The following is a 26,705-nucleotide window of genomic DNA, read 5'->3' as shown; positions in this document are numbered from 1 at the left end:
TGACGCATACTATGATGGAAATCAAGTCAAATTGAATTCTGTCGAAAGTGAGGCAACATGGATGAAAGCTACAGGTATCGTCAGACGGATTGATGATCTCGGTCGTGTCGTCATTCCGAAAGAAATTAGAAGAACCCTACGTATACGTGAAGGAGATCCTCTTGAAATTTTTACTGATCGAGACGGAGAGGTCATATTAAAAAAATATTCACCAATCAGTGAGCTTGGAGATTTTGCTCAAGAGTATGCGGAAACATTATTCGCAACTCTTGGAACACCGGCATTTATTAGTGACAGAGATGAAATGATTGCAGTGGCGGGTGTCCCTAAAAAGGATTATATGAATCGCCGGATTTCACCGCATACGGAAGAAATTTTAGCCATGCGATCCATTGTGTCTGAAAAAATGGAGAAATCTGTTGAATGGGTCCCAGGACAAATCGAACAAGTGAAATCGTATTGTATTGCTCCAATTATTTCAAGTGGTGATCCAATAGGAGCGGTCTTCCTATTATCAAAAGTGCATTTTATCGGGGATACCGAAATAAAAGCAGTCGAAACAGCAGCCCATTTCTTAGCTAAACAAATGGAACACTGAAAAGAAAAAGGTCTTATTTCCGGAGGGATTTCGGGAATAAGACCTTTTTGATTGCCAACTTTGAAGGGAATCCCGTCCGTTAAATAAGAAGTTGTTCGTGCTATAATGTGGGTATTGCTTAGATGGAACGAGGAACAAGTATGAACAACCAATGGACGATGGAAAAATTTATGAGAGGCGCTGTTTTATTAACCATTGCCGCCCTTTTAGTGAAAGCATTGAGCGCCATTTACCGTGTTCCTTTTCAAAACATTGTCGGGGATCAAGGTTTTTATATTTACCAGCAAGTGTACCCATTCATCGGCGTATTGACGGTGTGGACATCCTATGGCTTTGCCGTAGCAATTTCAAAATTATTAGCGGACAGTCAAACTTCAGAGGATGTTGGTCAGCGCAAAACAATCATGAGTGTAGCATTTATATATGTAAGTATTATTTCTATCTGTAGTTTCTTAGTGCTCTTTTTAGGAGCGGGTACCTTAGCGTCTTGGATGGGAGACCGAAATCTCGCGCAGTTGCTCAAAACAGGTTCATTTGTTGTATTACTTATGCCGTTTCTAGCGTTATTAAAAGGTTCGTTTCAATCAAAAGGACAAATGGAACCGATCGCCTACGGTCAAGTAGTAGAACAAACAATTAGGGTTATTGTCATTTTAGTAGGAACCTATTTGGTTATGAAAAATGGTGCATCCCTTTATACCGCAGGAAGTACGGCATTATTTGGTGCGTTTGTTGGAGAAATAGCCGGCATCATCTTGCTTGTTCTTTATTTAAAATCAAAGAAATCAACATCTTATTTCAAAGGGCGAATGATCGTTACGCCAATAAAACCTATAATAAAAGATTTAACAATTATTAGTTTAAGTGTCAGCATGAGTTCGCTTATATTGTTGTTCTTTCAATTGGTCGATTCCTTTACTGTTTTTCGATTACTAACGGACAATGGATTATCGCGAATATCAGCTATGGAAACGAAAGGGATATACGACCGAGGCTTACCATTAGTGCAAATGGGTATTCTAATCGCATCAACTCTGTCTCTATCAATCGTACCGCTAATCGCTCATACAACTCATAAAAAAAGCGGTCGAAATGCAACCCCTTATGCTCAACTAACCTTTAAAATTGCCTTTTTGTTTGGTGTTGCGGCATCTTTAGGACTCATTTTAGTATTGCCATCAGTAAATGAAATGTTATTTGAAACGCGTGACTTATCTCCGACGTTAATGGTTTTTTGTGCTCAAATTTTCTGGTTGTCTTTGCTTTTAACAATGACTTCAATTTTACAAGGTCTTGGAAAAGTCATCATGCCGGCTATTATTTTGGCAATAGGATTATGCTTGAAAATCATCTCTAACTTTATCTTACTGCCGACGTATGGCATTATGGGTGCGGCGATAGCAGGCAATATTGGGTTTGGCTTTATAACCCTTGGTCTTTATGTGTACTTAAGAAGTATATGGACCATCCGATATGCGTCACTTCGGTTTTATGGACATGTCCTTATTGGTTCTATATTAATGATTGTCAGTGTAACCGGCTGGACGTTACTTGCAGATGGATGGCTTTTTGATGGCTTTTCAAACCGTCTTGCCGCTATGTTTACAGCAATTAGTAGTGTGCTCATTGGAGCGGGAATATTTTTAATTTATATTGCAAAAAGTCGTATTATTGCAGAGAAAGAATGGTTTTTATTGCCCATGGGGCGCAGAATGGCGATGTTGCAATTACGCTTTAATACGAATAGAAAGGGGTCTTTATAATGAAACAGATTACGGTTATAGGCTTAGGTGCCGGGGAGTTAGATCAGCTACCACTTGGGTTGTATCGTATGTTAAAAAAAGCAACGAGACTTTTTGTTCGCACAGCTGAACACCCGGTGTTAAAAGAATTACAAGATGAAGGATTAACATTCGAAAGCTTTGACTCAGTCTATGAATCACATGAAGAATTTGAATTGGTTTATAAAGAAATAGTGGAGACCCTTATAGTACGTGCAGAAGAAGCACCTCTTTTTTATGCGGTTCCAGGACACCCTTTGGTCGCTGAACAAACGGTTCAATGGTTAATCGAAGCTGAAAAAGATGGACGAATTGAACTTCAAATCGTTGGTGGTCAAAGCTTTTTGGATCCAATCTTTAATGCATTACGCATTGACCCGATTGAAGGTTTCCAACTATTAGATGGCACGATGTTTAAACGGGACGACGTGCAAATGAATCAACATGTGCTGATCGCACAAGTATACGATACATACAGTGCTTCAGAAGTGAAATTGACACTAATGGAGAAGTATCGCGATGATTATCCAGTGACGATTGTAACCGCAGCAGGAACTAGTGAAGAAAAGCTTCGAACTGTTCCATTACTTGAACTTGACAGAGCGGCAGAATTAAATAATTTAACAACGGTGTACGTTCCACCGGTAAAAGAAATGGAAGACCGTTTAAAAGAGTGGTCTACATTTAGAGAAATCATTGCAAAAATGCGTGCACCCGATGGATGTCCGTGGGATCGTGAGCAAACACATGAAAGCTTAAAGAAATATTTAATAGAAGAAGTGCATGAATTTTTACAAGCTGTTCATGATCAAGATGATGATGGCATGATTGAAGAACTAGGTGATGTCTTGCTTCAGGTGTTTTTACATGCTCAAATTGGAGAAGATGAAGGGTATTTCAGTTTAGAGGATGTACTCGATCATATTTCTTCCAAAATGATTCATCGTCACCCTCACGTATTTGGAGAACTAGAGGTAGAGGATTCAGAAGAAGTGTTACGTAATTGGCAACAATTAAAAACGCAGGAAAACGGCCATGCATCTAAAAAGGTGTTAGAAGGTCAGCGCCGTACGGAATCTTCACTCCTGACTTCGTATAATTTCCAAAAAGCAGCGGCTAAGGTAGGATTTGATTGGCCGAATGTCGAAGGTGCATTAGAGAAGTTCGAAGAAGAGTGGAATGAATTTAAAGCAGAGCTAGTAAACGGGGATCAGGCATCTCGTTTAGATGAACTTGGCGATGTTTTATTCACAATCATAAATGTAGCTCGATTTTATGGACTGTCTCCAGAAGAAGCAATGATTCATGCGAATCGTAAGTTTGAAACGCGTTTTCTTGAGGTAGAAGAAAGTGTAATCAATGGAAAAGGTGAATTCAATGCTTATTCTCTAGAGGAATTAGAAGAGTTTTGGCAACAAGCGAAACAAAAACAAAGGGGAGAAAATGAATGAGATTAGATAAATTTTTGAAAGTATCACGATTAATTAAACGCAGAACGTTAGCAAAAGAAGTAGCTGATCAAGGACGTATTACCATCAATGAAAAAGTGAGTAAAGCAAGTTCAGTAGTGAAAGTAGGAGACGTACTTGGTATCCGTTTTGGTCAAAAAGTAGTCACTGCACGTATTGAGATGTTAAAAGAAGCAGTGAAAAAAGATGAGGCAACCATGATGTATACCATCTTAAAAGAAGAAAGACTTGAAAAAGTAGAACCAGAATTTATTGATGACGAAGATTAAAAGAAAGCATGACCAAACTTGGTCATGCTTTTTGTTTTCTCTGCATAGAATGAAAGGAATGGACAAGTAAAGGAGGAATTTTATGCAATATCAAGGAGAACACGCACCTATCGCAATTCCGTCTGGAGATCATGTAGTCAGTTTACGCAATCGAAAACGTATGGACTTAACATCTGTTAAATCGATTGAACGATTCGACCAAGAGGAATTTGCGGTTCGAACATCACAAGGTCATTTAAGCATTAAAGGCGACGAGCTTCGAATTGTTCACTTAGACGTGGACAAAGGATTATTAACGCTCGAAGGTCATGTGAAAACATTCCAATACGATGAAGAAGAAAATGAGCAAAGCAAAAACTTCCTTCATAAGTTGTTTGGATGACACTTTCTTATCAATTTTTAAGCCTGTTGGCCATGGTCGCAAGTGGCGTGGCTACAGGCTTTTTAGTTGAAAGTTTTCGAGATTTGGCCTTTGCCTTTAGACCTAACTTTTGGATTCGTAAATACCGTTTTTTCTTTGAAATTATGTTATGGGCAATACTTGGGTGTGCAAGTTATGTTCTATTATTTTATTTGCGTGATGGTGCTTGGCGAATTTACGATCCCATGGCTCAGATTGTTGGAATTGGGTGTTATGAATTGTGGTTTCGCAAACCGTTAATATTCATAAGAAGGCTTTTTTTGCACCTAATTGTTCGTCCGATTTGGTGGGTTATTCATTTGTTCATTACCATCATTAGGTCAGTGATTCGCGTATTTTTGAAAATAATCCTTATAATTATTAATCCAATAATTAAATTGATTAAAAAAATGTATCCTATTACCCTACAAAAATAGTGTACAATCATGTATACTAGCAACTACTAATCATATGACAAATTTTGGCGGGGAGTGAACGAAATGGCAAGTCGGAAACGGCATAAAGAAGAGTATCGCAACGTGGCTTCCATTAATAAAGACTATGTTCGTTCAGTAGAACGCCAAGAAAAACGTCAAAAAGCTCATAAAGTACGTCTATTCCGTAGACTTGGCTTTTTTGCTTTATTGGTAGTAGTCGTAATGAGTTGGTTAACCATGACGATGTTTTCACAAAAAAACGCGTTAGCTGCAAAAGAACAACAAAAATTAGAAGCGAAGCAAGAGCTCGTTGACATATTAGAAGAGCAAGAAATGTTGAAATCACAAATAGTGAAGTTGAATGATGATGAATACATTGCAAAGCTCGCTCGGAAAGAATATTTCTTATCAGATGAGGGAGAAATTATATTCTCTATTCCTGAAAAAGAGGATGCAGATAAGAAAAACAAGGATTCTAAAGAGTAGTCTTTATTGACACTCTTTTTTTGTTGGCTATAATTAAGTATGGATACTTGTATTTTACAAGGTCCACTATTAAGATGACTAGGCTTCTAAAAGGAGCCCGTTTAATATTTAAGGAGGAGCATTTTTTTTATGTCAATTGAAGTAGGCAGCAAAGTAGAAGGTAAAATTACAGGAATCACAAACTTCGGCGCATTCGTCGAACTACCAGGTGGCTCAACAGGTCTTGTACACATTAGTGAGGTTGCGGACAACTATGTAAAAGACATCAATGAGCATTTGAAAGTCGGAGATATGGTTGAAGTAAAAGTGATGAATGTCGAAGCTGATGGCAAAATTGGTTTATCAATTCGTAAAGCCAAGCCACAAGCTGAGCGACCAGAACGTCCTCAACGTCCACGCCAAAATAGTCGTCCGAATGATCGCGATCGTCCGTTCAAAGAGAATTTTGAGCAAAAAATGGCACGTTTCATGAAAGATAGTGAAGAGCGTTTATCCACTTTAAAACGTGCAACTGAATCGAAGCGTGGCGGACGCGGCGCTAAACGAGGATAACTTGCTGGCTGTTTTGATCGTAGAAAAAGTGTTTATTGGAACACCCTTGCATTTGCAGGGGTGTTTTTTTGTTTTTTAATATAATCATTTAATTGGTAATGATAAACTGTTAAACAAGTGGAGATAATAGATTTCCGTTCCAGGCGGTCGCTTTCCGTGGGCACAGCTTCAATCTCCTCGTCACTAAAAACATGTGCTCCTGCGGTTACTCGTCGCAAAGACACTGGCTTTTGGCCAGCATCTTTCCTGCGGGGCTTTCAGCTCGTGCTATTCCCACTGGAGTCGCCGCCTTTCACTCCAATCAACGATTACGGTTTAAAATACATGGATAGTTAAGTGAAAAACCAATGAAATGTTCGACTTTATTATTGGAAAGAGGAATTGTGAAATTGACACAAGTAAAACTGTTGTTAAATGCATTTGCTCAAAATCAAGCTACGAATTGAAGCTTCTTCATTGGAAATTATCTTACCCAAAAAATAGCTGTAACTTGGAATTAGGTAATCGGATTGAGTTATCATGACTGCCACTCTAATAAATCTATTAAAGTAGTGATATCCACTAATTGCTTACTCAACAAGCATTTTGTAAAAGTTTAATTAACATATATGGGTAGGTTAGTGGTCGACTATTTCTGAAGACTCCTGCGGAAAAACGAAAGACGCTAGACCCCACAGGCTTAGCTGTCACAGACGGATGAGCCGAGGAGGCTCGCGTTTCGTCCGCGGAAAGCGAAAGAAATAGCCGACCACTTTCTTTTCGTTCAAGTTTATGATTTAAAATCAAGCGTAAAATTATACATAAACCACTATTGAAAATTAAAGGATTATTTAGGAATGTTATCGAAAAAGACTCATAAGGAGTGATAGGGAAATGAAAGCGAAAATACTAGATTCACACGCAAAATATCAAGAATGGTTGGATTCGTTACGTGAGTTAACTACTGAACAAGCAATGAGTCCATATGCACCTGGAAAGTGGTCACCTAATGAAATCGTCATGCACTTAGCGGAATGGGATCGTTTTACACAAGAAGAGCGACTACCTAATATGAAAAAAGGTGCAAAACTTGAAAAATTCCCAGCCTTCGAAGAGTTTAATGCAAAGGCTGCAGCACGTGCTCAGAAACAAACATTTGAAGAAACCATCTCTTATGCGAAACAACAACGTAAGCAAATTACGCAAAAGCTTGAAGTGATAGACGAACAGGAATGGACAAAAGAATTTTTCATTGGAGAACATGCTTTGTCGATTCAAAGCTACTTTGCAGATTTTGCGGAACATGATGAACATCACAAGCGACAAATTGAAGGTGTCAGAGGAATTAAATCAAACGAATAGAAAAAAGGCAAAAGAGAACTTCATCTCTTGTGCCTTTTATGTATGACCCCTACGGGATTCGAACCCGTGTTACCGCCGTGAAAGGGCGGTGTCTTAACCGCTTGACCAAGGGGCCTCGTCCCACAAAACGTGGGTCACGCAGTAGTCACATAATATCGTGACAAATTTAGAATGCGTTAAAATAGTATGGCGGCCGAGGGGATCGAACCCCCGACCTCACGGGTATGAACCGTACGCTCTAGCCAGCTGAGCTAGGCCGCCTTTTTGAAGAACATTTTAAATAATACAATCCAATAGATGAAGTGTCAAGATGTCTTTTGAAAACTCTTCACAAATCTTCTGTTTTTTCGTCGAAAAGTTTTTTTGTGTGGTCGTCACGAAAAGACAAACTTTCTTCAATCCCTTCCCTATAATGAACATCATCGTAGTGGAAGGGATTGGTAGCATGAAATCTTGGACAAGTGAAAGTATAGGGAGAAATCATACGTGGACAAGGTGGATCCATGTAATCAAAAAGAAAAAGTTGAAAATTTGGATAGCCAGTCTTGTCCTATTTTTCTCCTTTTTCTTATCGAAAGCGGTTTTATTCGAAGCGGCAGTGCCGTTCTTCTTGCCGGTTTGGGCAGTGGTGGCTCTGCGTTATCCAGCCTTTTTGCCCTTTGTTTGGATAGGGGGGATTTCCGGGAGTTTAACGCTTGGGATCGGTCAAATGATGATTCACCTTCTACAAGTTGGCGGATTCCAGTTGTTCTATAACCTTTTACGCAAGAAAAAGTTAATTCCTCTACAGGTGGCATTAACGGTTTTGATTATTCAACTGGGCTGGCAATGGGTTTCTTATAGTGGGGAAATTCCATTATCCGTATCGTTACTCGTCTTGTATGAGAGTATTTTGTCAGCGATTATGACGGTCTTTCTTTCTCAATTATTTGTTCCGATGCATGCCATATCCACGGCAAAGTGGACATTTGAACGAATTGGTGCGGCAATTATGGTTTGTGCCCTATTATTCACGGGGATGAATGGGTTAGTGATTGGAATGGTTTCGATTCCGTTAATCCTCGTTCATCTGGGTATTTTAATATCCGTTCATATGGGAGGTATTTTCGTAGGAACTGCTGTGGCTACAATTATCGGAACAATATTAAGCATTTCGCAACTATCTTTTAGCGGGATGATTGCGGTCTATGCTTTAACGGGATTGTTTGGGGGACTCTTTCAAAGTAAGGGGCGCATATGGATTTCGATTGGCTCGTTAGGTGCTGCCACCTTTTTCTCGATATATGATGCTTCCTTGCCATTAGACTCTGTTTACTTCGTTTCATTGTCTTGTGCTATTGGCTTATTCTTTTTAGTGCCTTCAGCTTGGTTAACATATGCACAAAACCAATTATTCCCGAAACAGACGTCCGTATTATTTAAGCGTCAACAATGGTTAACCGATCGTGTGAATCATCAATTGCAGGACTTTCAACAATTTGTCGACTTCATTACCCAGTTGGTAAATGATCGTTTTCCAGTTGCAAAAGAAACGGCTGCTACCGAACAAAATGTAGAGTATTCAGTGTGTCATTCTTGTTTTAGACAAACTAAGTGTTGGGGCAATGAAGGGCAAGGTATGTGGCCAATCGTTCAAGATTGGAAAGACATGCGCAATCATGCGAAATCGGGTGTTCGCTATCGGATGAATGAGCGCATTCAAGAAAAATGTGTCCGTTCGAGCGGTCTTATTGAATCGCTAGAAGAAGAATATTCATCTAACAAGTTATCTGGTCATTATGCGCACGGGAAAAAGATGCTTGCTTTTCAATTAAGAGACATGAGTCAGCATGTCAGCGAGTTGATGGCAGATCTTCAATTAAATGACGTTAATCATGAATCAGAAGAAGAAAGAATTTCAAGACATTTGGACGATGCTAAGGTTTCGCATTTTCAAATAGATATATTATCAGAAGAAGCAGGTAATCGAAAAATTGTGTGTTGTATACCACTTAAGCAAGCAGACTGGGAAACGAATCAAATGATTGGTGAACGGCTAATCATCCCAATTCTTCATGAATTATATGATGAACCTTTTGAAATTAGTCGTACTTCTGAAATTTTAGATCCTTTTCCACATATCCAGCTAACGTTCCAATCGGCTGTTCGATTCACTTATGAATATGGTGTTTACAATCGATCGTCTCAAAATACGGTGTATTCAGGAGATACTCACAGTGTTATTCCTTTGCATAAAGGATTAGTTGCTTTTATTTTGTCAGACGGAATGGGACAAAATATTGAAGCATATCAAGAAAGTAGACGCGTGATTCGTCTACTCAGAGAATGCTTACAGCATCATATGAATCCGGAAACAGCAATGCACACCCTGCATTATGTTATGTCGCTAAAACAACATTCTGATTTGTATGCAACAGTGGACTTAGCTTTACTTGATTTACAGCAAGGAAAACTGTGGTCATTTAAAGCAGGAAGTATGTCGACCTATATTTTACGAGGAAACGATTGTTTACGAATTGATAGTCAAAGTGTACCGATTGGATTTTTACCAGCACTGTCTCTGGATGCAGAAGAACGGATCGTAAAAGACGGAGATTTAATCGTCTTGCTATCTGACGGAATGTTTTCCCCTGATTATTCATTAGATGAGCAGGAGGCGGAATTAATTCGGTTGATGAGAAAGCATGAAGGAACACCATGTTCATCATTAGCAGATGTATTAGCAGCTGCATTCGCACGAAAATTCCCTGCAGAAGAAGACGATCGAACCTTACTAGTCGTTCGAGTGAGACATGCCATACCGGAATGGTCACTATTTTCTCCAGCTTATCGAAATATTAAGCGAGAAAGAATGATAAGATAGAGGATATAAACAAGGAGGTGACAAGAAGATGGTTTTTCGGTTAGATGTGTTGAATTATATAAAAAAGCATCACTTAATAAACGAAAAAGACCGTCTTCTTGTCGCTTGTTCAGGAGGAGCGGATTCCGTAGCGCTCCTCACATTTTTATGGAATGAAAGAAAGTCACTTGATATTGAACTTGCTTGTGTACATGCAAACCACGGTTTAAGAGGACTTGAATCTGATGCAGATGAAGATTATGTTAAACAACTTTGTGCAGAATTAAATATTCCGTTTTTTCACAGGACATTGACCATTCAACAGATTGTTGAGGAGACGAAAGGGAATATCCAAGATATTTGTAGACAAGAACGGTATATGTATTTTGAAGAAATTATGGAAAAAAATGATTACACAACCTTAGCAGTAGCACATCATGCTGACGATCAAGCTGAAACCATTTTAATGGGTTTAACGAGAGGTTCTAAAGCGGATGGGATGCCTACTAAAAGGATATTTGCGAATGGGCAATTAATTCGTCCTTTCCTTTCTGTTACTAGAGACCACATAGAAGAATATTTAATGATTTATCAAGTATCGTATCGTGAAGATTCCAGTAATAAAAAAGATACATATACAAGAAATCGAATACGTCATCACATTCTTCCTTTATTGCAAGCAGAAAATCCGAGTGCGACCATTCAGATGACGCGTTGGGCGGAACAACAACAACTTGAAAGTGCATTCCTCGAAACGTTGGCACAAAAAGAATGTGAAGAAATCATCTTGAAAAATTCCGGTTCGTCATTTGAGGTGGATTTACAAAGATTTCAAAGCGTTGCGACTGCTTTACAAAAAAGAGTCATTCTACTACTATTAAATTATCTATATCCAAAGCAAAATATGTGGTTCAGTCAATCGTTAGTCGATCAAATTCATGACCAGTGTCTCGAACGCGACGGTTCAAAAGAAATAGCTCTTCCAAATGGAGGAAAAGTACGCCGTCAATATTCGATGATGCTTTTTTCATTTCCCCAAGAAGATTTACAAATAGATGTGAATTTACGAGAGGTTATGTTTGGTCAATGGATGGATGTCGGCTATGATACACGTATGCGTCTTGAAGAAAGGCAAGAAGAGGAGCTCGAATTCGATGGAGCTTGGTATATCACTTTGAATGAAAAAGAGATGCCATTATCCCTTCGACCTAAAAAAGACGGAGATCGTCTGTTATTACAAGGAATGACGGATCCAAAACGTGTATCACGTATGATGATTGATGAAAAAGTATCAAGGTTTGACCGAGATTCTTTTTTAGTATTAGTTACCAAGGATGATGAATTATTGGGTTTACCAGGACTTCGACTTGGATACCGCTTTTCAAAAACCCCACCAGCTGGCTGGACACATCGAATCGTAATAGAAAATGAGGCACCAAAGCCCAAGGAGGAAGAATTATGTTAGAAAAAGATATCCAAGAAGTTCTGTTATCAGAAGAAATTATACAAACGAAAATTCGTGAATTAGGCGCAGAGCTATCTGCTGATTATAGTGACAAATTCCCACTAGCAATTGGCGTATTAAAAGGTGCAATGCCTTTTATGGCTGATTTAATGAAGCGTATGGACATATACATGGAAGTAGACTTCATGGATGTCTCAAGTTACGGGAATGCGACAGTATCTTCGGGTGAAGTGAAAATCGTCAAAGATTTAAACACAAGCGTTGAAGGTCGCGACATTCTAATCCTTGAAGATATAATCGATAGTGGCCTAACATTAAGCTACTTAGTGGACTTGTTTAAATATCGTAAAGCAAACTCCATCAAAATCGTAACACTTCTTGATAAACCAACTGGCCGAAAAGTTGATTTACATGCTGATTATGTTGGTTTTGAAGTACCTGATGCGTTCGTAGTAGGGTATGGTTTAGATTACATGGAGAAATACCGTAATTTACCATATGTTGGTATTTTGAAAAAAGAGGTTTATTCATTTTAAAAAACCTGCCGTCATTTTGTCAAAGTTTCCGTTTTAAGGTTTGATACGCAAGGCTTTTCGTTGTACGCAAATTTCTTCGTATGATAAGATTACAAATAGTTTTTCTGTATATTTTGTGAGGAGGCTCGGGATGAATCGAATATTTCGATACACCATATTTTATTTATTAATTTTCCTCGTTATTATTGGTATTTTTGGTACATTCAACAGCGGAAAAAACCCAACCAAAGAAATCAATTATGGCGATTTTCTTACTGCTTTAGAAAGTGGTAAAGTAACAGAATTCAGCATGCAACCGGATGCTGATGTTTATGAAGTTCGTGGGAAAATGGAAGGCTATGGCGAAGAAGATGAATTCGTTACCAATATTCCATTAAATAACGACGCTCTTCAAGATGAGATCCGCGAAGCGGCTAAAACGAATGATGTCAATGTGTTAGCAGCACCTGAAACTAGCGGATGGGTGCAATTCTTTACTGGCCTGATTCCATTCATTATCATTTTCATTCTGTTCTTCTTCTTATTGAACCAAGCTCAAGGCGGCGGAAATCGTGTCATGAACTTCGGTAAGAGCAAAGCGAAACTATATGATGATAAGAAAAAAGCGAAGTTTGAAGATGTTGCCGGAGCAGACGAAGAAAAACAAGAGCTTGTTGAAGTTGTTGATTTCTTGAAAGATCCTCGCAAATTTGCAGAAGTCGGAGCGCGTATTCCAAAAGGTATTTTACTAGTTGGACCTCCAGGTACAGGTAAAACATTACTTGCACGTGCAGTTGCAGGTGAAGCAGGCGTACCTTTCTTCTCAATCAGTGGTTCAGACTTTGTTGAAATGTTCGTAGGGGTTGGAGCATCTCGTGTGCGTGACCTTTTTGAAAATGCGAAGAAAAATGCACCATGTATTATTTTCATTGATGAAATTGACGCGGTAGGTCGTCAACGTGGAGCCGGTTTAGGTGGAGGTCACGATGAGCGTGAGCAAACCTTGAATCAGTTACTTGTTGAGATGGATGGATTTGGAGCAAACGAAGGAATTATTATCGTAGCTGCAACGAACCGTCCTGACATTTTAGATCCAGCACTTCTTCGTCCGGGTCGTTTTGACCGTCAAATTACGGTTGGTCGTCCAGACGTTAAAGGTCGTGAAGCAGTACTTAAAGTTCATGCTCGCAATAAACCTTTAGAAGATCATGTGGATTTAAAAGCGATTGCACAACGTACACCAGGATTCTCTGGTGCAGATTTAGAAAATCTATTAAACGAAGCAGCACTTGTGGCGGCTCGTCGTAATAAAAAGAAAATCGATATGGCAGATATTGATGAAGCTACCGACCGCGTTATTGCGGGACCAGCTAAAACAAACAAAGTTATATCTGAAAAAGAACGTAATATTGTGGCTTGGCATGAAGCGGGTCACGTTGTAATTGGTTTAACATTGGATGATGCTGAAATCGTTCATAAAGTAACGATTGTCCCTCGTGGTCAAGCAGGCGGTTATGCAGTGATGCTTCCAAAAGAAGATCGCTACTTCATGACAAAACCTGAATTATTGGATAAAATTTCGGGATTACTTGGTGGACGTGTTGCTGAAGACATCGTTTTCGGTGAAGTTTCTACTGGTGCTCATAATGACTTCCAACGTGCAACGAGCATTGCTCGTAGCATGGTTACTGAATACGGGATGAGTGACAAACTTGGACCGATGCAGTTTGGTCAAGCGCAAGGAGGAAATGTCTTCCTTGGTCGTGACTTTAACTCTGAACAAAATTATTCGGATGCGATTGCTTATGAAATCGATCAAGAAATGCAACGAATGATTAAAGAGCAGTACGTTCGAACGAAAGAAATTTTAACTGAGAAGCGTGAGCTACTTGATTTAATTGCAACTACATTACTTGAAGTAGAAACACTTGATGCTGCTCAAATTAAACACTTAAAAGATCATGGTACACTTCCTGAACGCGAGTATGAATCTTTAAATGGCAAGACGGAAGAGAAGAAAGATGTTACTAATGATGCGGTTGTCGATTCAACGACAAACGATTCATCTGACATACCAGATGTGACTGGCGCAGCAAACGATCCTTCAACAGGTGATTTACCTTCTGAGGACACAGCAAGTGAACCGTCTAAAGGTATTCAAGAAGATCGTAAATAATCTATAAACCATAAAAGCTGATTGACTTCCTCTTGCGGAGTCAATCAGCTTTTTTCTAATGCTCAAATTATGGTATGATGACTTCGAGAAAAGTCGCGATTCAACTTTATGTGATTTGAGTGGCAAGGATAAGTGAGGGACATAGATGATACTTGTATTAGATACAGGAAACACAAACATTGTTTTAGGGGTTTACGACAAATCTGACCTCATTCATCATTGGCGTATGGAGACAGATCGTTATAAAACGGAAGATGAATATGGCATGCAAGTAAAAGCTTTATTTGACCATGCAGGTATTCAATTTTCTCAAATAGATGGCATTATCATTTCATCCGTCGTTCCACCGATTATGTTTTCTTTGGAGCGCATGTGCCAAAAGTACTTTGGGTTAAAACCATTAGTTGTGGGTCCTGGCGTTAAAACTGGGTTAAATATTAAATACGAAAATCCGAGAGAAGTAGGAGCAGACCGTATTGTGAATGCCGTTGCGGGTATCCATGAATATGGGCCACCACTCATTATCGTCGATTTTGGAACAGCGACAACTTATTGTTATATAAATGAAAAAGGCGAGTATATGGGTGGTGCTATTGCACCAGGTATCGGAATATCGATTGAAGCTTTATTCGCAAGAGCATCGAAACTTCCGAGAATTGAGTTGACCCAGCCAGAACATGTGGTGGGCAAAAATACCATATCTGCGATGCAAGCCGGAATTGTTTATGGCTATGTTGGACAAGTAGAAGGTATTGTTAATCGCATGAAAGCACAAAGTAAGTTAGAACCAACAGTTATTGCTACTGGCGGTATGGCAAGTTTAATATCGGCGGAATCGACTGTTATAGATGTGATTGATCCTTATTTAACATTAAAAGGATTGCACTTAATTTATCAACGAAACCAATAAGAATAGAGGGTTAACCAAATGAATGATTATTTAGTTAGAGCATTAGCGTTTGATGGAAAAGTACGTGCTTTTGCTGTCAAAACAACAGATACAATTGCAGAAGCGCAACAACGCCACGGGACATGGCCAACCGCATCAGCCGCACTAGGTCGTACAATGACTGCAGGCGTTATGATGGGAGCTATGTTAAAAGGTGAAGATAAGTTAACGGTAAAAGTTGAAGGGCAAGGACCAATCGGCGCAATCATCGTTGATAGTAATGCAAAAGGAGAAGTCCGTGGATATGTAACAAATCCTCAAACGCATTTCGATTTGAATGAACACGGAAAATTAGATGTGCGCCGTGCTGTTGGTACGGACGGTATGATTACGATCGTTAAAGATTTAGGCATGCGCGACTTCTTCACAGGGCAAGTGCCGATTGTTTCTGGAGAATTGGGAGAAGATTTCACATACTATTTCGCAGCATCAGAGCAAGTGCCTTCCTCAGTGGGATTAGGGGTTTTAGTGAATCCGGATAATACAATTTTAGCTTCAGGTGGGTTCATTATTCAATTAATGCCTGGAATTGAAGACGAAACCATCACGGTTATTGAAGAGAAATTAAGTAAGATGGAACCAGTTTCCAAATTATTGGATAAAGGCTTATCACCTGAACAATTGTTACAAGAAATTTTAGGTGAAGAGAATGTGGAGATATTAGAGCAAATGCCAGTTATGTTCGACTGCAATTGTTCAAAAGAGCGATTTGGAACGGCCATTTTAAGCTTAGGAGAATCAGAAATTCGTGAAATGATTGAAGATGACGGCCAAGCTGAAGCGCAGTGTCACTTCTGTATGGAAACGTATCACTATTCTGAAACGGAATTGGAAGCCTATATCGATGAGATCAAGTCATAATCGCGAGCGTCGACCTGAACCAGGTCGACCAACAAAAAAGACGTTAAAAACAAAACCTGTATTGGTTGTACTAGGTTTGTTGTTAGCTGGTAACCTTTTATGGTTTATCGCTTGGTTAATACCGAATGGACCTTCTGGTGGAAATGAAGAAGTAGCTTCTGTTGACGGAAATCCCATTACACGTGAAGATTGGCTCGTTGCAATGGAAGAGCAATATGGCCAAGAAACTCTTTTGGAATTAGTGAATTCGAAAGTGATGGAAACGGCTGCTAAAAAGTACGATATCAACGTGAGTGAAGAAGAAATCGACTTAGAATTAGCACTAATCCGTTCAGCTCAAGATGCTTCCGATTCTTCTCTTCAGGCGTTAAATGGAGAGGTTCAAAGACAAAAAATCCGATCTCAACTCATATTAGATAAGGTTTTAACGAAAGACATCGTGATTAATGACGACGAAATCGAATCCTTTTTCAAAGAAAATCAAGCGCTCTATAATATTCCGACAACCTACCGAACACGAATGATGATTCTTCCGACTGCTGATGAAGCGAAATCGGCAGTTAAGGAACTGGATAACGGTTCTTCTTTTGATGTATTGGCAAGAGAACGATCACTAGATAGTGCATCTGCTAGTTTAGGAGGCGATATTGGATACATTACGTCCCAACAGGAAAATATGGATCCAGCCATTATCGATGCAGCCACCAAACTGAAAGCGGGCGAGTGGAGCGACTCTATTAATCTAGAGGATGGACGAATTGCAGTTGTTTATGTAGAAGACGTAGCCGAAGGAAACTCGTTTAAATACGATCAAGTAAAAGATCATATTAAACGTGAGTTAGCGCTTGAGCAATTACCTCAATCGGTATCACCAGAAGCTTTTTGGAAAGAATTCGACACCGAATGGTTTTATAGTGAATAAAATCTATTCATTGAATACAATGTTACAAGATTCGAAGAGAGTCTGCTTCTAAATCTCTTCGATATGGGAATAGAGTTTTACTAGATGAGCAGTTTTCTGAAGTCTTTCAGAAGACTGCTTTTGTTGACAGAATATAATAATTATTGATACGATTGCATATAATAAAACCCATTAACATACTTGGGATTAGGAGTGAGCGCATGGTTCGCATTGGTAATTCAGTTACGGATTTAGTAGGAAAAACCCCTATCGTAAAGTTAAATCGTTTAACGGGTCCTGAAGACGCAGAAATTTATTTAAAACTAGAATATTTTAATCCGGGGAGTAGCGTGAAAGACCGTATTGCCCTTTCGATGATAGAAGCAGCAGAACAAAACGGAGATATTAAACTCGGTGATACCATCATTGAACCAACAAGTGGGAACACGGGTATTGGGATTGCAATGATTGCAGCCGCTAAAGGTTATAAGACGGTTTTAGTTATGCCAGAAACCATGAGTTTAGAGCGACGCAACTTGCTTCGAGCTTATGGAGCTGACCTAATATTAACTCCTGGACCAGACGGCATGAAAGGCGCAATTGCTAAAGCTACAGAATTAGCAGAAGAAAATGGTTGGTTTATGCCACAACAATTTAACAACGAAGCAAACCCTGAAGTGCACCGATTAACAACAGGCCCTGAAATTGTAGAAGCAATGGATCATTTAGACGCTTTTATTTCTGGGATTGGCACAGGTGGAACGATTACTGGTGCAGGCGGTGTCCTGAAAAAGAACTTCCCGGGTATTGAAATTGTTGCAGTTGAACCAAAGGACTCGGCAATTCTATCAGGTGGTCAACCAGGACCGCATAAAATTCAAGGGATTGGTGCTGGATTTGTCCCTGAAATTTTAGACACAAAAATTTACGATACAATCATTCAAGTATCGAATGAGGACGCTTATGAAACAGCGCGGAAAGTCGCACGTGAAGAAGGTATTTTAGGTGGCGTATCTTCAGGTGCTGCTATATATGCGGCAGTTGAAGTGGCTAAACGACTTGGAAAAGGCAAAAAAGTCTTGGCTATCCTTCCATCAAACGGTGAGCGTTATTTGAGTACACCACTTTATCAATTTGAAGATTAATAAGACAGATATGTGTGGTCCCAAAAGTCATGAGGTGACTTTTAGGGACCGTTTTCTCTATATTGAGAGAAGTGGCGGAATTCATGGAAATGGGCGTTTTGGAACACCATTGGCCGCTTTCCTTACTCTTGCGATTACTATTTAGAATACAAAACATTCGATGTTCCACTCTGGCTCTAAAGTTCGAACATTATTAAATTCATATTTACAGCGATTTCTGTTGATTTGGAATGGAGGTGGCGACTCCGGCGGAAACAGCACGAACTGAAGACCCTGGACCGAGCAGTGCGAGGGAAGCGGCTGAAGTCGTGCCCGCGGAAAGCGTCCACCGCAATGGAAATCAACATTTTCAATGGTCTGAGGAGGGAACGGAAACGTTCTCTCTTTTTTAATTGTGTGGGAAAAGTGAATTTTTGAATGTGCTGGGTGAAATGGAGAATGAGCCTGACGAATTCTAGAATAGCACTTCCGAAATGGAGAATTGACCGGTCAAAATCTAGAATGTAACGAGTGAAATCTAGAATCCACTCAAATCACCTCGCCTCAAACGAAGTACTATGCTTTTTTTGTAGCGTTTTGACAGCGATTCACGATAAGATGATAGCAACAATTGTATTCAGGAGGAGTTTGAATATGGAGCGTGTTCCATTACATACAGCATCTATGACTTGTTCAAAAGATGAGTTTTATGATGCATACAAAGAACTGACGAAAAATGAATCACATCATATATTACTTGAAAGCGGAAGAGGCGGGCATTTGTGTGTCGCTGGTTGGAATCCGTTAGCTGTTGTGAAATCTGTTCATGCAGGTTTACATATTGAATGGCGAGACGGTTCATCCGAAAATCGAATGGGAGAACCCTTACATTTAGTAGAGCAATTAGTGGCTGAACATGGATTTGCACATCAAGCTCATTTGCCAGACTTCCAAGGAGGAGCCGCTGGTTTTATTACCTATGATTACGCTCGTCAAATCGAAGTGTTGCCAAATGAAACGGAAGACGATTTAGAAATTCCTGATATTTACTTTTACTTACTTGATCAATGGGCAGTTTTAGATGTAACGAAAGAACAGCTTCATTTGATGAGTTTGGCATCTAGTCCATCTACATTAGATGAAGATATCGAGCGGTGGAAAATTGCTGTGAAACAAGGCTTTGAAACACGCGTTTTTTCACCGGGAGTTGGAACTGAAGTTAGAGAAGATCATGCAGAGTTACATGTATCCGTGACGGGTCCTGTATTTGAAGAGGCTGTGAGACGAATTCAATCGTATATTGAGCAGGGCGATGTATTCCAAGTGAATCTATCGGTTCGCCAGTCTAAAGCATTATCCGTGTCACCAATTTCGATGTATGAGGCGTTACGTTCATTTAACCCTTCGCCATATATGGCTTTTATTCAGTCACCTGATTTTGCGGTCGTTTCAGGGTCGCCTGAACTACTTGTTAAGAAAAAAGGCGAAGAATTATCGACAAGACCGATTGCTGGAACTCGTCCTCGTGGAAAAGATGAAGCGGAAGATGAATTGCTTGCAAAAGAATTAATAGATAACGAAAAAGAACGTGCAGAGCACGTGATGTTAGTGGATTTAGAGCGCAATGACCTAGGTCGTGTATCCGCATATGGATCGGTCGAAGTGAATGAATTCATGGTCATCGAGAAGTATTCGCACGTGATGCACATTGTTTCAAACGTAAGAGGAACACTAGCACCAAATACTTCTAACGCAGAAGTTGTTCGTGCGGTATTCCCAGGTGGGACCATCACTGGCGCGCCAAAAATTCGTACGATGGAAATTATCGAAGAGTTAGAACCTGTTCGACGTGGGTTGTACACAGGCTCGATTGGCTGGTTCGGTTACAACGGTGATTTAGAGTTCAACATTGTCATTCGCACGGCCTTTATTAAAGATGGCATGGCACATATCCAAGCTGGAGCGGGAATTGTTATCGACTCAATCCCAGAGAATGAATACATTGAATCGTTAAATAAAGCAAAAGCGGTTTGGCAAGCGAAAGCGATGGCAGAAGGAGTGGGCAGTGTATGATTTTAATGATTGATAATTACGATTCATTCACTTATAACCTCGTACAATATTTTGGAGAGCTTGGTCAAGAGCTTGTTGTTAAAAGAAATGATGAATTAACACTCGAACAAATCGAAAAGATGAACCCAGCTATGATCGTCGTTTCACCAGGTCCATGTAGCCCGAACGAAGCAGGGATTAGTTTACGAGTGATTGAACACTTCGCAGGAAAAATCCCGATTTTCGGCGTCTGTCTAGGACATCAATCAATCGGACAAGCCTTCGGTGGGAACGTAATTCGTGCTGAGCGATTAATGCACGGGAAAACCTCGCTTATGCATCATGATGGCAAAGGGGTTAATGCAGGGATGCCAAATCCTTTCCACGCGACACGCTATCATTCATTAATCGTAGAAAAAGAAAGTCTACCTGACTGTTTAGAAGTCACTTCTTGGACAGATGAAGGGGAAATCATGGGACTTCGACATCGTGAATTAGCGGTTGAGGGTGTTCAATATCATCCGGAATCGATTATGACCGAACAAGGCAAAAAGTTATTGCAGAACTTTATTCAAACATATTGCCATACGGCAAAGAAGCAGGAAGTGTAATGTGGACATGGATGAACGGGGAATTTATAAAAGCGGAAGATCTTCGCATTTCCCCGTTTGACCACGGCTTTTTATATGGCCTCGGTTTTTTTGAGACCTTCCGTACGTATAACGGTAAAATCTTTTTAGCTGAAGAGCACTTAATGCGTTTAAAGCAAGCTCTCGCTGATTTTCATTTACAGGTAGAACTGGATGTACAGATGATTTCTGACATTGTGAAGGAACTAAATCATCGCGCTAACGGTGAAGATGGCTATTTTCGGTTGAATGTTTCAGCCGGAGTTCATGACATTGGTTTGCAACCGTCTGAATACCAAAATCCAACGGTCATTCTATTTCGAAAACCTCTTCCAGTCAGTGTTAGAGGTACTGAAAAAACAGCTGTATGGTTAGAAACGAGGCGTAATACACCGGAAAGCGCTACTCGACATAAGTCTCACCATTACGCGAATAACGTTCGTGCACGTTTAGAACTCCCTTCTTTAGCGGTGCATGAAGGGTTCTTTTTAACGGAGGATGGTTTTGTTGCGGAAGGTATAACATCGAATATTTTTTGGGTTCGTGATGGCGTTTTATTTACGCCGTCGTTAGAAACAGGCATACTCGCTGGAACCACTCGTTCATGGGTGATTCAGTCTGCACATTCAATGGGTGTCGAAGTAATCGAGGGTTTATTCGAACCGAATGATTTAGAACAGGCAACTGAAGTCTTTGTAACCAACGCCGTTCAAGAATTAGTGCCAATAAAAACACTAGAATCTACAACCTTCGCTGGCAATGAAGGAACAGTTTATAAGAAGTTGCACCAACAGTACATCCAACAAGTGAACGAGTTAGAATAGGAGCGATCACCATGCAATTAGCACATTACACCAAACGATTTGAACAAAACGGAACGGTTCTAGATTTTCATAAAGAAACAATCGTGATGGGGATTCTGAATGTAACCCCGGATTCATTTTCAGATGGTGGTCAATTCGATGCGATTGATGCGGCGATTTTGCATGCTAAGCAAATGGTGAATGACGGAGCTAAAATCATTGATATTGGCGGAGAATCAACACGCCCTGGACATGACCCGGTTTCTGCAGAGCAAGAAATTGCTCGCGTTATTCCAGTCATTCAGGCATTAAGTAAGGAATTAGACGTGATGATTTCGATCGATACATATAAAGCTGAAGTTGCTGAACAAGCTATTTTGGCAGGGGCTCATATGATTAACGACGTTTGGGGAGCGAAGAAAGAACCGGCCATCGTTCATGTAGCGGCGAAGTATCAAGTCCCGATTATACTGATGCATAATCGCGAAAATACCGAATACAACGATTTTTGGAATGATGTAAGAAGCGACTTAGAAGAAAGTGTGCAACTTGCTAAAGATGCTGGAGTAGCGGAAGAACATATTTGGCTAGATCCAGGAATTGGTTTTGGGAAAACGACAGAACAGAATATTTGGATGATGCAGCATCTTTCCGATTTAGCTGAGATGGGATATCCAGTACTTCTAGGGACATCGAAGAAATCGATGATTGGCAATGTATTGGACCTACCTGTTTCTGAACGTTTAGAAGGAACAGCGGCGACAGTAAGTTATGGTGTTATGAATGGTTGTCATATTATGCGTGTCCATGACGTAAAAGGAATTGTGCGTACTGTAAAAATGATGGACGTATTAACTGGAAAACAAGTATTCGTAGAAAAGTAAGGGGGCCGCTTGTATGGATTATATTCATGTGAATGAAATGGAGTTTTGGGGATACCATGGTGTATTTCCTGAAGAAACGAAATTAGGTCAACGATTTCGTGTTAGTTTATCGTTAGCACTTTCATTAAAAGAAGCTGGCGAAACGGATCAATTAGAAAAAACCGTCAATTATGCCGAGGCATTCAACATTTGCCGTGACATCGTTGAGGGAGAACCTGTGAAATTAGTTGAAACCGTAGCAGAGCGAATCGCTAACGAGGTTTTATCTTCTTTTAAAGGACTGGTTAAAGGCTGTAAAGTGGTGTTAATAAAACCAGATCCTCCGATACCGGGACACTATAAATCCGTTTCGATTGAAATTACACGCGGAGAATTTGTATGAATACAGCGTACTTATCTTTAGGTTCGAATATTGGAGACCGTCTGGATATGTTGCAAGAAGCGGTCCGTATTGTAATGAACCAAGAAGACCTTCATATTTCGAAAATATCATCTGTATATGAAACAGCCCCTGTTGGTTTTACCGATCAAGCTTCGTTTCTAAATATGGTGGTCGAAGTGCAGAGTAATTTATCGGCGTTCAAAATATTGTCAATATGTTTAGAAACTGAACAAGTTCTAGGACGTATCCGGGAATTTAGATGGGGGCCAAGATGCATTGACCTTGACATTTTGCTTTATAATGATGAAAATATGGAGTCAGAGAATTTAATTATCCCTCATCCACGTATGCATGAGAGAGGTTTTGTTCTCATTCCTTTATTAGAACTGAATCCTAACTTAAATCATCCGATTACGGGTGTGCCTTTCCGTCAGTATGTGGAAGAGCAGAAAGAAGGCGTGCACTTATGGAAAACATTCGATGGGGTAGACGTATTCGTGCATTCAGAAAATTAAAGGCGATTAAACAAACGGATTTTGCCAAACGAATTGGCATATCAACATCCGTGGTAGGACAGATTGAACGTGGAACTCGAGTACCGACAGAAGAACAATTACAAATAATGGCTTCCGAGCTGCATATAGAGGTAGAAGAGTTACTAGGTGAAACAAGTCAAAAAGGAAAGGAGGAGAAATATTGACTAAAATGAGTGAAAAACCTTTTCAAATTGGTAACCATGTCATGGATAACCGAGTTGTTCTAGCGCCGATGGCTGGAATTTGTAACTCAGCATTCCGTTTGACAGTTAAAGAATTTGGGGCTGGACTTGTTTATGCAGAGATGATCAGTGACAAGGGCATCGTGCAAAAAAACGAAAGAACCATGAATATGTTATATATTGATGAACGTGAAAATCCATTGTCACTTCAAATTTTTGGAGGCGACAAAGAAACATTGGTTGAAGCGGCAAAGTATGTTGACCAAAATACCAATGCAGATATTATCGATATCAATATGGGATGTCCAGTTTCTAAAATTATTAAATGTGAAGCGGGAGCGAAACTATTATTAGATCCAGAAAAGATCTATGAAATGGTGGCTGCTGTTGTTGATAACGTGAAGAAACCCGTCAGCGTTAAAATGCGTACAGGGTGGGACTTAGACCACTTATATGCAGTTCAAAATGCACAAGCAATAGAACGTGCTGGGGGATCAGCGGTAGCTGTTCACGGACGTACACGTGTTCAAATGTATGAAGGGCACGCAGATTGGGATATCATTCGCCAAGTAAAGGAAAACGTTAATATTCCAGTAATTGGTAACGGTGATGTTGAAACTCCTCAAGATGCAAAGCGCATGCTTGAGCAAACTGGTGTTGATGGTGTTATGATTGGACGTGCAGCTTTAGGAGATCCATGGATGATTTATCGTACGGTCGAATATTTAGAATCTGGTGAATTAAAACCTGAACCTTCTGTACGTGAAAAGATGGATGTTTGTTTATTACACTTCGAACGCTTACTTGCACTGAAAGGTGAAAACATCGCTGTTCGTGAAATGAGAAAACATGCTTCTTGGTACTTAAAAGGGATTCGTGGAAACGGTAAAGCCCGTAACCTAATTAATCAAACAGAATCGGCACAAGAATTCCGTGCATTCATTAATGACTTCGCTGAAGAGCACATGACTCTCGACCGCGAACTTGAAGTAAGTATCGTATAAAACTCGAAAGAGCTGTCACATTTTCTGTGATAGCTCTTTTATATAGAAGATATAATCTTCGGAATTATAGAAATTCATACAGAATTATAGGAAAAACGCGATTAAGCGTGAAGACCTTTGTGAAATTGTGTACAATAAGTTCATTATGTATGGCTAATCGGAGCTATCAAAGAAAAAAGGAGTGAAATGAATATGTCTCATTTAGATGAATTAAACGATCAACTTTTGGTGAGACGCCAAAAGATGACTTCTATAAGTGAAAGTGGGCTTGACCCGTTTGGTGGTCGTTTTGAAAGAACGCATTTATCAGAAGAGGTACGATCTGAATTTGAAGCAATATCAAAAGAAGATTTAGAAGACCAAGGTCATGAAGTAACAATTGCCGGTAGAATCATGACAAAACGCGGAAAAGGGAAAGCTGGATTTGCTCATCTTCAAGATTTTAGTGGTCAAATTCAAATTTATGTTCGTAAAGATGCGATTGGTGAGGAAGCTTATCATTTATTCGACACAGCTGACTTAGGTGACATCGTTGGAATTACAGGAACAGTATTCCGTACTCAAGTAGGAGAACTTTCTGTAAAAGCGAAAGAGTTCACGTTCTTAACAAAAGCACTTCGTCCAATGCCGGAGAAGTTCCACGGCTTAAAAGATGTAGAACAACGCTACCGTCAACGTTATTTAGACTTAATGACGAGTGATGATAGCAAACAAACATTTATTACTCGTAGTCGTATTATCCAATCCATGCGTCGTTATTTAGATGGCGAAGGCTTCTTAGAAGTAGAAACACCTTTAATGCATTCAATTGCAGGTGGAGCGTCTGCTCGTCCATTTATTACGCATCACAATGCACTTGATATGACATTGTATATGCGTATTGCAATTGAACTTCATTTGAAACGCCTAATTGTTGGCGGTTTAGAGAAAGTATACGAGATTGGTCGCGTATTCCGTAATGAAGGGATTTCGACTCGTCACAATCCAGAGTTTACGATGCTTGAACTTTACGAAGCGTATGCTGACTATAAAGATATTATGGCTTTAACTGAAAATGTCATCTCTCACGTTGCACAAGATGTTCTAGGAACAACGAAGGTTATGTATGGAGAAGATGAAATTGATTTGTCACCAGGTTGGAAACGACTTCACATGGCTGATGCTGTAAAAGATGCTACAGGAGTAGACTTCTGGGCACCGGTAACTAAAGAACAAGCTCACGCTCTTGCTAAAGAACATGGTGTTGATGTGAAACCTACTATGGAAGCGGGACATATCTTAAATGAATTCTTCGAGCAAAAAGTAGAAGAAACATTAGTTCAACCTACATTTGTGTTTGGTCATCCAGTAGAGATTTCTCCGTTAGCGAAGAAAAATCCTGAAGATGGTCGCTTCACAGATCGTTTTGAATTATTTATTGTTCGTCGTGAGCACGCAAATGCTTTCACGGAATTAAATGATCCGATCGATCAACGTCAACGATTCGAAGCTCAACTTGTCGAGAAAGAAGAAGGCAACGATGAAGCGCATGAAATGGATGATGATTTCATTGAAGCTTTGGAATACGGTATGCCACCAACAGGTGGATTAGGAATCGGTATTGACCGATTGATTATGTTATTAACAAACTCTCCTTCAATTAGAGATGTTTTATTATTCCCTCAAATGCGTCATCGCGACTAACATTTATAGAAAAGCTAGAAGAAATTCTAGCTTTTTATTTTTTTTGTAAAAAAGGGGTTGCCACTGCTTTTATATGGTGGTATATTAATCAAGTTGCTAATTTGAGTGCAACGTTGAAACGAAAAATGTTAATAAAAGTTGTTGACATTGAATTTCAAATTTGTTATTATATTAAAGTTGCTGTCGCGAGAGTGACCAACAAATGAACCTTGAAAACTGAACAGCAAAACGTCAACGAAATATAGCGATGATCGCTTTGGCGATCGGAGCAAAAACGTTTTCTTCCGCCGACACCTGTCGGTATCGAAAACAAACTTGAACTTAAACGTTCATTATAAACGTCAAAATTTTTGACGCCAGCAACAAAGTCGAGCTAATCGACTC

At 39.7% G+C, this 26,705-nt stretch carries 26 protein-coding genes and 2 tRNA genes; 26 read left to right on the top strand and 2 right to left on the bottom strand.

Annotated features, from left to right (window positions below):
• Nucleotides 1–61: 61 nt before the first annotated feature.
• The 9 genes from spoVT (at nucleotide 62) to AC3EA5_RS02640 (ending at nucleotide 7,333) form a co-directional block, all read left to right on the top strand.
• On the top strand, nucleotides 62–598 hold the full coding sequence (gene spoVT, locus AC3EA5_RS02680; protein WP_394191652.1) for a stage V sporulation protein T: 537 nt from the start codon (nucleotides 62–64) through the stop codon (nucleotides 596–598).
• Nucleotides 599–738: 140 nt separating this feature from the next.
• Nucleotides 739–2,361: a putative polysaccharide biosynthesis protein gene (locus tag AC3EA5_RS02675; protein ID WP_488606974.1), complete on the top strand. Its 1,623-nt coding sequence runs from the start codon at nucleotides 739–741 to the stop codon at nucleotides 2,359–2,361.
• On the top strand, nucleotides 2,361–3,830 hold the full coding sequence (gene yabN / locus AC3EA5_RS02670; protein ID WP_488606973.1) for a bifunctional methyltransferase/pyrophosphohydrolase YabN: 1,470 nt from the start codon (nucleotides 2,361–2,363) through the stop codon (nucleotides 3,828–3,830). The genes AC3EA5_RS02675 and yabN overlap by 1 nt, the downstream gene beginning before the upstream one ends.
• Nucleotides 3,827–4,117: an RNA-binding S4 domain-containing protein gene (locus AC3EA5_RS02665; RefSeq protein WP_394191658.1), complete on the top strand. Its 291-nt coding sequence runs from the start codon at nucleotides 3,827–3,829 to the stop codon at nucleotides 4,115–4,117. The genes yabN and AC3EA5_RS02665 overlap by 4 nt, the downstream gene beginning before the upstream one ends.
• An 82-nt stretch (nucleotides 4,118–4,199) precedes the next feature.
• On the top strand, nucleotides 4,200–4,499 hold the full coding sequence (gene yabP, locus AC3EA5_RS02660; protein WP_394191660.1) for a sporulation protein YabP: 300 nt from the start codon (nucleotides 4,200–4,202) through the stop codon (nucleotides 4,497–4,499).
• The gene (gene yabQ / locus AC3EA5_RS02655) at nucleotides 4,496–4,954 is read left to right on the top strand and encodes a spore cortex biosynthesis protein YabQ (protein WP_488606972.1); all 459 of its coding nucleotides are present in this window, start codon (nucleotides 4,496–4,498) and stop codon (nucleotides 4,952–4,954) included. The genes yabP and yabQ overlap by 4 nt, the downstream gene beginning before the upstream one ends.
• A 63-nt stretch (nucleotides 4,955–5,017) precedes the next feature.
• Nucleotides 5,018–5,440 carry an FtsB family cell division protein gene (locus AC3EA5_RS02650; RefSeq protein WP_488606971.1) on the top strand — a complete coding sequence of 141 codons (423 nt, stop codon included), beginning with the start codon at nucleotides 5,018–5,020 and terminating at the stop codon, nucleotides 5,438–5,440.
• 129 nt (nucleotides 5,441–5,569) lie between these two features.
• Nucleotides 5,570–5,992 (top strand): S1 domain-containing RNA-binding protein, encoded by a 423-nt coding sequence (locus tag AC3EA5_RS02645; RefSeq protein ID WP_394191666.1) that lies wholly within the window; start codon nucleotides 5,570–5,572, stop codon nucleotides 5,990–5,992.
• An 873-nt stretch (nucleotides 5,993–6,865) separates the two neighbouring features.
• The gene (locus AC3EA5_RS02640) at nucleotides 6,866–7,333 is read left to right on the top strand and encodes a DinB family protein (protein WP_488606970.1); all 468 of its coding nucleotides are present in this window, start codon (nucleotides 6,866–6,868) and stop codon (nucleotides 7,331–7,333) included.
• Nucleotides 7,334–7,376: 43 nt separating this feature from the next.
• Here the strand turns inward: AC3EA5_RS02640 and AC3EA5_RS02635 are convergent.
• Both AC3EA5_RS02635 and AC3EA5_RS02630 read right to left on the bottom strand, forming a co-directional pair.
• Nucleotides 7,377–7,448: transfer RNA gene (locus AC3EA5_RS02635), tRNA-Glu, on the bottom strand.
• Nucleotides 7,449–7,520: 72 nt separating this feature from the next.
• Nucleotides 7,521–7,594: transfer RNA gene (locus AC3EA5_RS02630), tRNA-Met, on the bottom strand.
• Between the two features lie 184 nt (nucleotides 7,595–7,778).
• On the opposite strand from AC3EA5_RS02630, the gene AC3EA5_RS02625 reads away from it, so the two are divergent.
• From AC3EA5_RS02625 to lysS, 17 genes are all read left to right on the top strand, one after another.
• Nucleotides 7,779–10,196 carry a SpoIIE family protein phosphatase gene (locus tag AC3EA5_RS02625; RefSeq protein ID WP_488606969.1) on the top strand — a complete coding sequence of 806 codons (2,418 nt, stop codon included), beginning with the start codon at nucleotides 7,779–7,781 and terminating at the stop codon, nucleotides 10,194–10,196.
• Nucleotides 10,197–10,224: 28 nt separating this feature from the next.
• On the top strand, nucleotides 10,225–11,640 hold the full coding sequence (gene tilS, locus AC3EA5_RS02620; RefSeq protein ID WP_488606968.1) for a tRNA lysidine(34) synthetase TilS: 1,416 nt from the start codon (nucleotides 10,225–10,227) through the stop codon (nucleotides 11,638–11,640).
• Entirely contained in the window at nucleotides 11,634–12,176 is a 543-nt protein-coding gene (hpt, locus tag AC3EA5_RS02615) for a hypoxanthine phosphoribosyltransferase (RefSeq protein WP_394191674.1), read from the top strand. The genes tilS and hpt overlap by 7 nt, the downstream gene beginning before the upstream one ends.
• A 130-nt stretch (nucleotides 12,177–12,306) precedes the next feature.
• Entirely contained in the window at nucleotides 12,307–14,331 is a 2,025-nt protein-coding gene (gene ftsH / locus AC3EA5_RS02610) for an ATP-dependent zinc metalloprotease FtsH (RefSeq protein ID WP_488606967.1), read from the top strand.
• 145 nt (nucleotides 14,332–14,476) lie between these two features.
• Nucleotides 14,477–15,241 (top strand): type III pantothenate kinase, encoded by a 765-nt coding sequence (locus AC3EA5_RS02605; RefSeq protein WP_394191678.1) that lies wholly within the window; start codon nucleotides 14,477–14,479, stop codon nucleotides 15,239–15,241.
• An 18-nt stretch (nucleotides 15,242–15,259) separates the two neighbouring features.
• Nucleotides 15,260–16,141: an Hsp33 family molecular chaperone HslO gene (hslO, locus tag AC3EA5_RS02600; RefSeq protein WP_488606966.1), complete on the top strand. Its 882-nt coding sequence runs from the start codon at nucleotides 15,260–15,262 to the stop codon at nucleotides 16,139–16,141.
• Nucleotides 16,125–17,063, top strand: a complete 939-nt coding sequence (locus AC3EA5_RS02595; protein WP_488606965.1) for a peptidyl-prolyl cis-trans isomerase — start codon at nucleotides 16,125–16,127, stop codon at nucleotides 17,061–17,063. Before hslO ends, AC3EA5_RS02595 begins: the two co-directional genes overlap by 17 nt.
• Before the next feature lie 200 nt (nucleotides 17,064–17,263).
• Nucleotides 17,264–18,187, top strand: a complete 924-nt coding sequence (cysK, locus tag AC3EA5_RS02590; protein WP_394191681.1) for a cysteine synthase A — start codon at nucleotides 17,264–17,266, stop codon at nucleotides 18,185–18,187.
• A gap of 633 nt (nucleotides 18,188–18,820) precedes the next feature.
• Nucleotides 18,821–20,239 (top strand): anthranilate synthase component I family protein, encoded by a 1,419-nt coding sequence (locus tag AC3EA5_RS02585; RefSeq protein ID WP_488606964.1) that lies wholly within the window; start codon nucleotides 18,821–18,823, stop codon nucleotides 20,237–20,239.
• Nucleotides 20,236–20,829: an aminodeoxychorismate/anthranilate synthase component II gene (gene pabA / locus AC3EA5_RS02580; RefSeq protein WP_488606963.1), complete on the top strand. Its 594-nt coding sequence runs from the start codon at nucleotides 20,236–20,238 to the stop codon at nucleotides 20,827–20,829. Before AC3EA5_RS02585 ends, pabA begins: the two co-directional genes overlap by 4 nt.
• A complete protein-coding gene (gene pabC / locus AC3EA5_RS02575; RefSeq protein ID WP_488606962.1) occupies nucleotides 20,829–21,671 on the top strand; it encodes an aminodeoxychorismate lyase in 843 nt (280 codons plus the stop codon). The genes pabA and pabC overlap by 1 nt, the downstream gene beginning before the upstream one ends.
• Before the next feature lie 11 nt (nucleotides 21,672–21,682).
• Nucleotides 21,683–22,534: a dihydropteroate synthase gene (folP, locus tag AC3EA5_RS02570; RefSeq protein ID WP_488606961.1), complete on the top strand. Its 852-nt coding sequence runs from the start codon at nucleotides 21,683–21,685 to the stop codon at nucleotides 22,532–22,534.
• A gap of 13 nt (nucleotides 22,535–22,547) precedes the next feature.
• Nucleotides 22,548–22,916 carry a dihydroneopterin aldolase gene (gene folB / locus AC3EA5_RS02565; RefSeq protein WP_488606960.1) on the top strand — a complete coding sequence of 123 codons (369 nt, stop codon included), beginning with the start codon at nucleotides 22,548–22,550 and terminating at the stop codon, nucleotides 22,914–22,916.
• A complete protein-coding gene (folK, locus tag AC3EA5_RS02560) occupies nucleotides 22,913–23,431 on the top strand; it encodes a 2-amino-4-hydroxy-6-hydroxymethyldihydropteridine diphosphokinase (RefSeq protein WP_488606959.1) in 519 nt (172 codons plus the stop codon). Before folB ends, folK begins: the two co-directional genes overlap by 4 nt.
• Nucleotides 23,383–23,616, top strand: a complete 234-nt coding sequence (locus AC3EA5_RS02555; protein WP_394191693.1) for a helix-turn-helix domain-containing protein — start codon at nucleotides 23,383–23,385, stop codon at nucleotides 23,614–23,616. Before folK ends, AC3EA5_RS02555 begins: the two co-directional genes overlap by 49 nt.
• Nucleotides 23,617–23,621: 5 nt before the next feature.
• Nucleotides 23,622–24,638 carry a tRNA dihydrouridine synthase DusB gene (gene dusB / locus AC3EA5_RS02550; protein ID WP_488606994.1) on the top strand — a complete coding sequence of 339 codons (1,017 nt, stop codon included), beginning with the start codon at nucleotides 23,622–23,624 and terminating at the stop codon, nucleotides 24,636–24,638.
• Between the two features lie 192 nt (nucleotides 24,639–24,830).
• Entirely contained in the window at nucleotides 24,831–26,321 is a 1,491-nt protein-coding gene (lysS, locus tag AC3EA5_RS02545; protein WP_488606958.1) for a lysine--tRNA ligase, read from the top strand.
• Nucleotides 26,322–26,705 lie beyond the last annotated feature (384 nt).

It is taken from the genome of Paenisporosarcina sp., assembly GCF_057785155.1.
The sequence above is the reverse complement of the archived record's forward strand: the minus strand, read 5'-3'. Positions and strand labels throughout refer to the sequence as shown.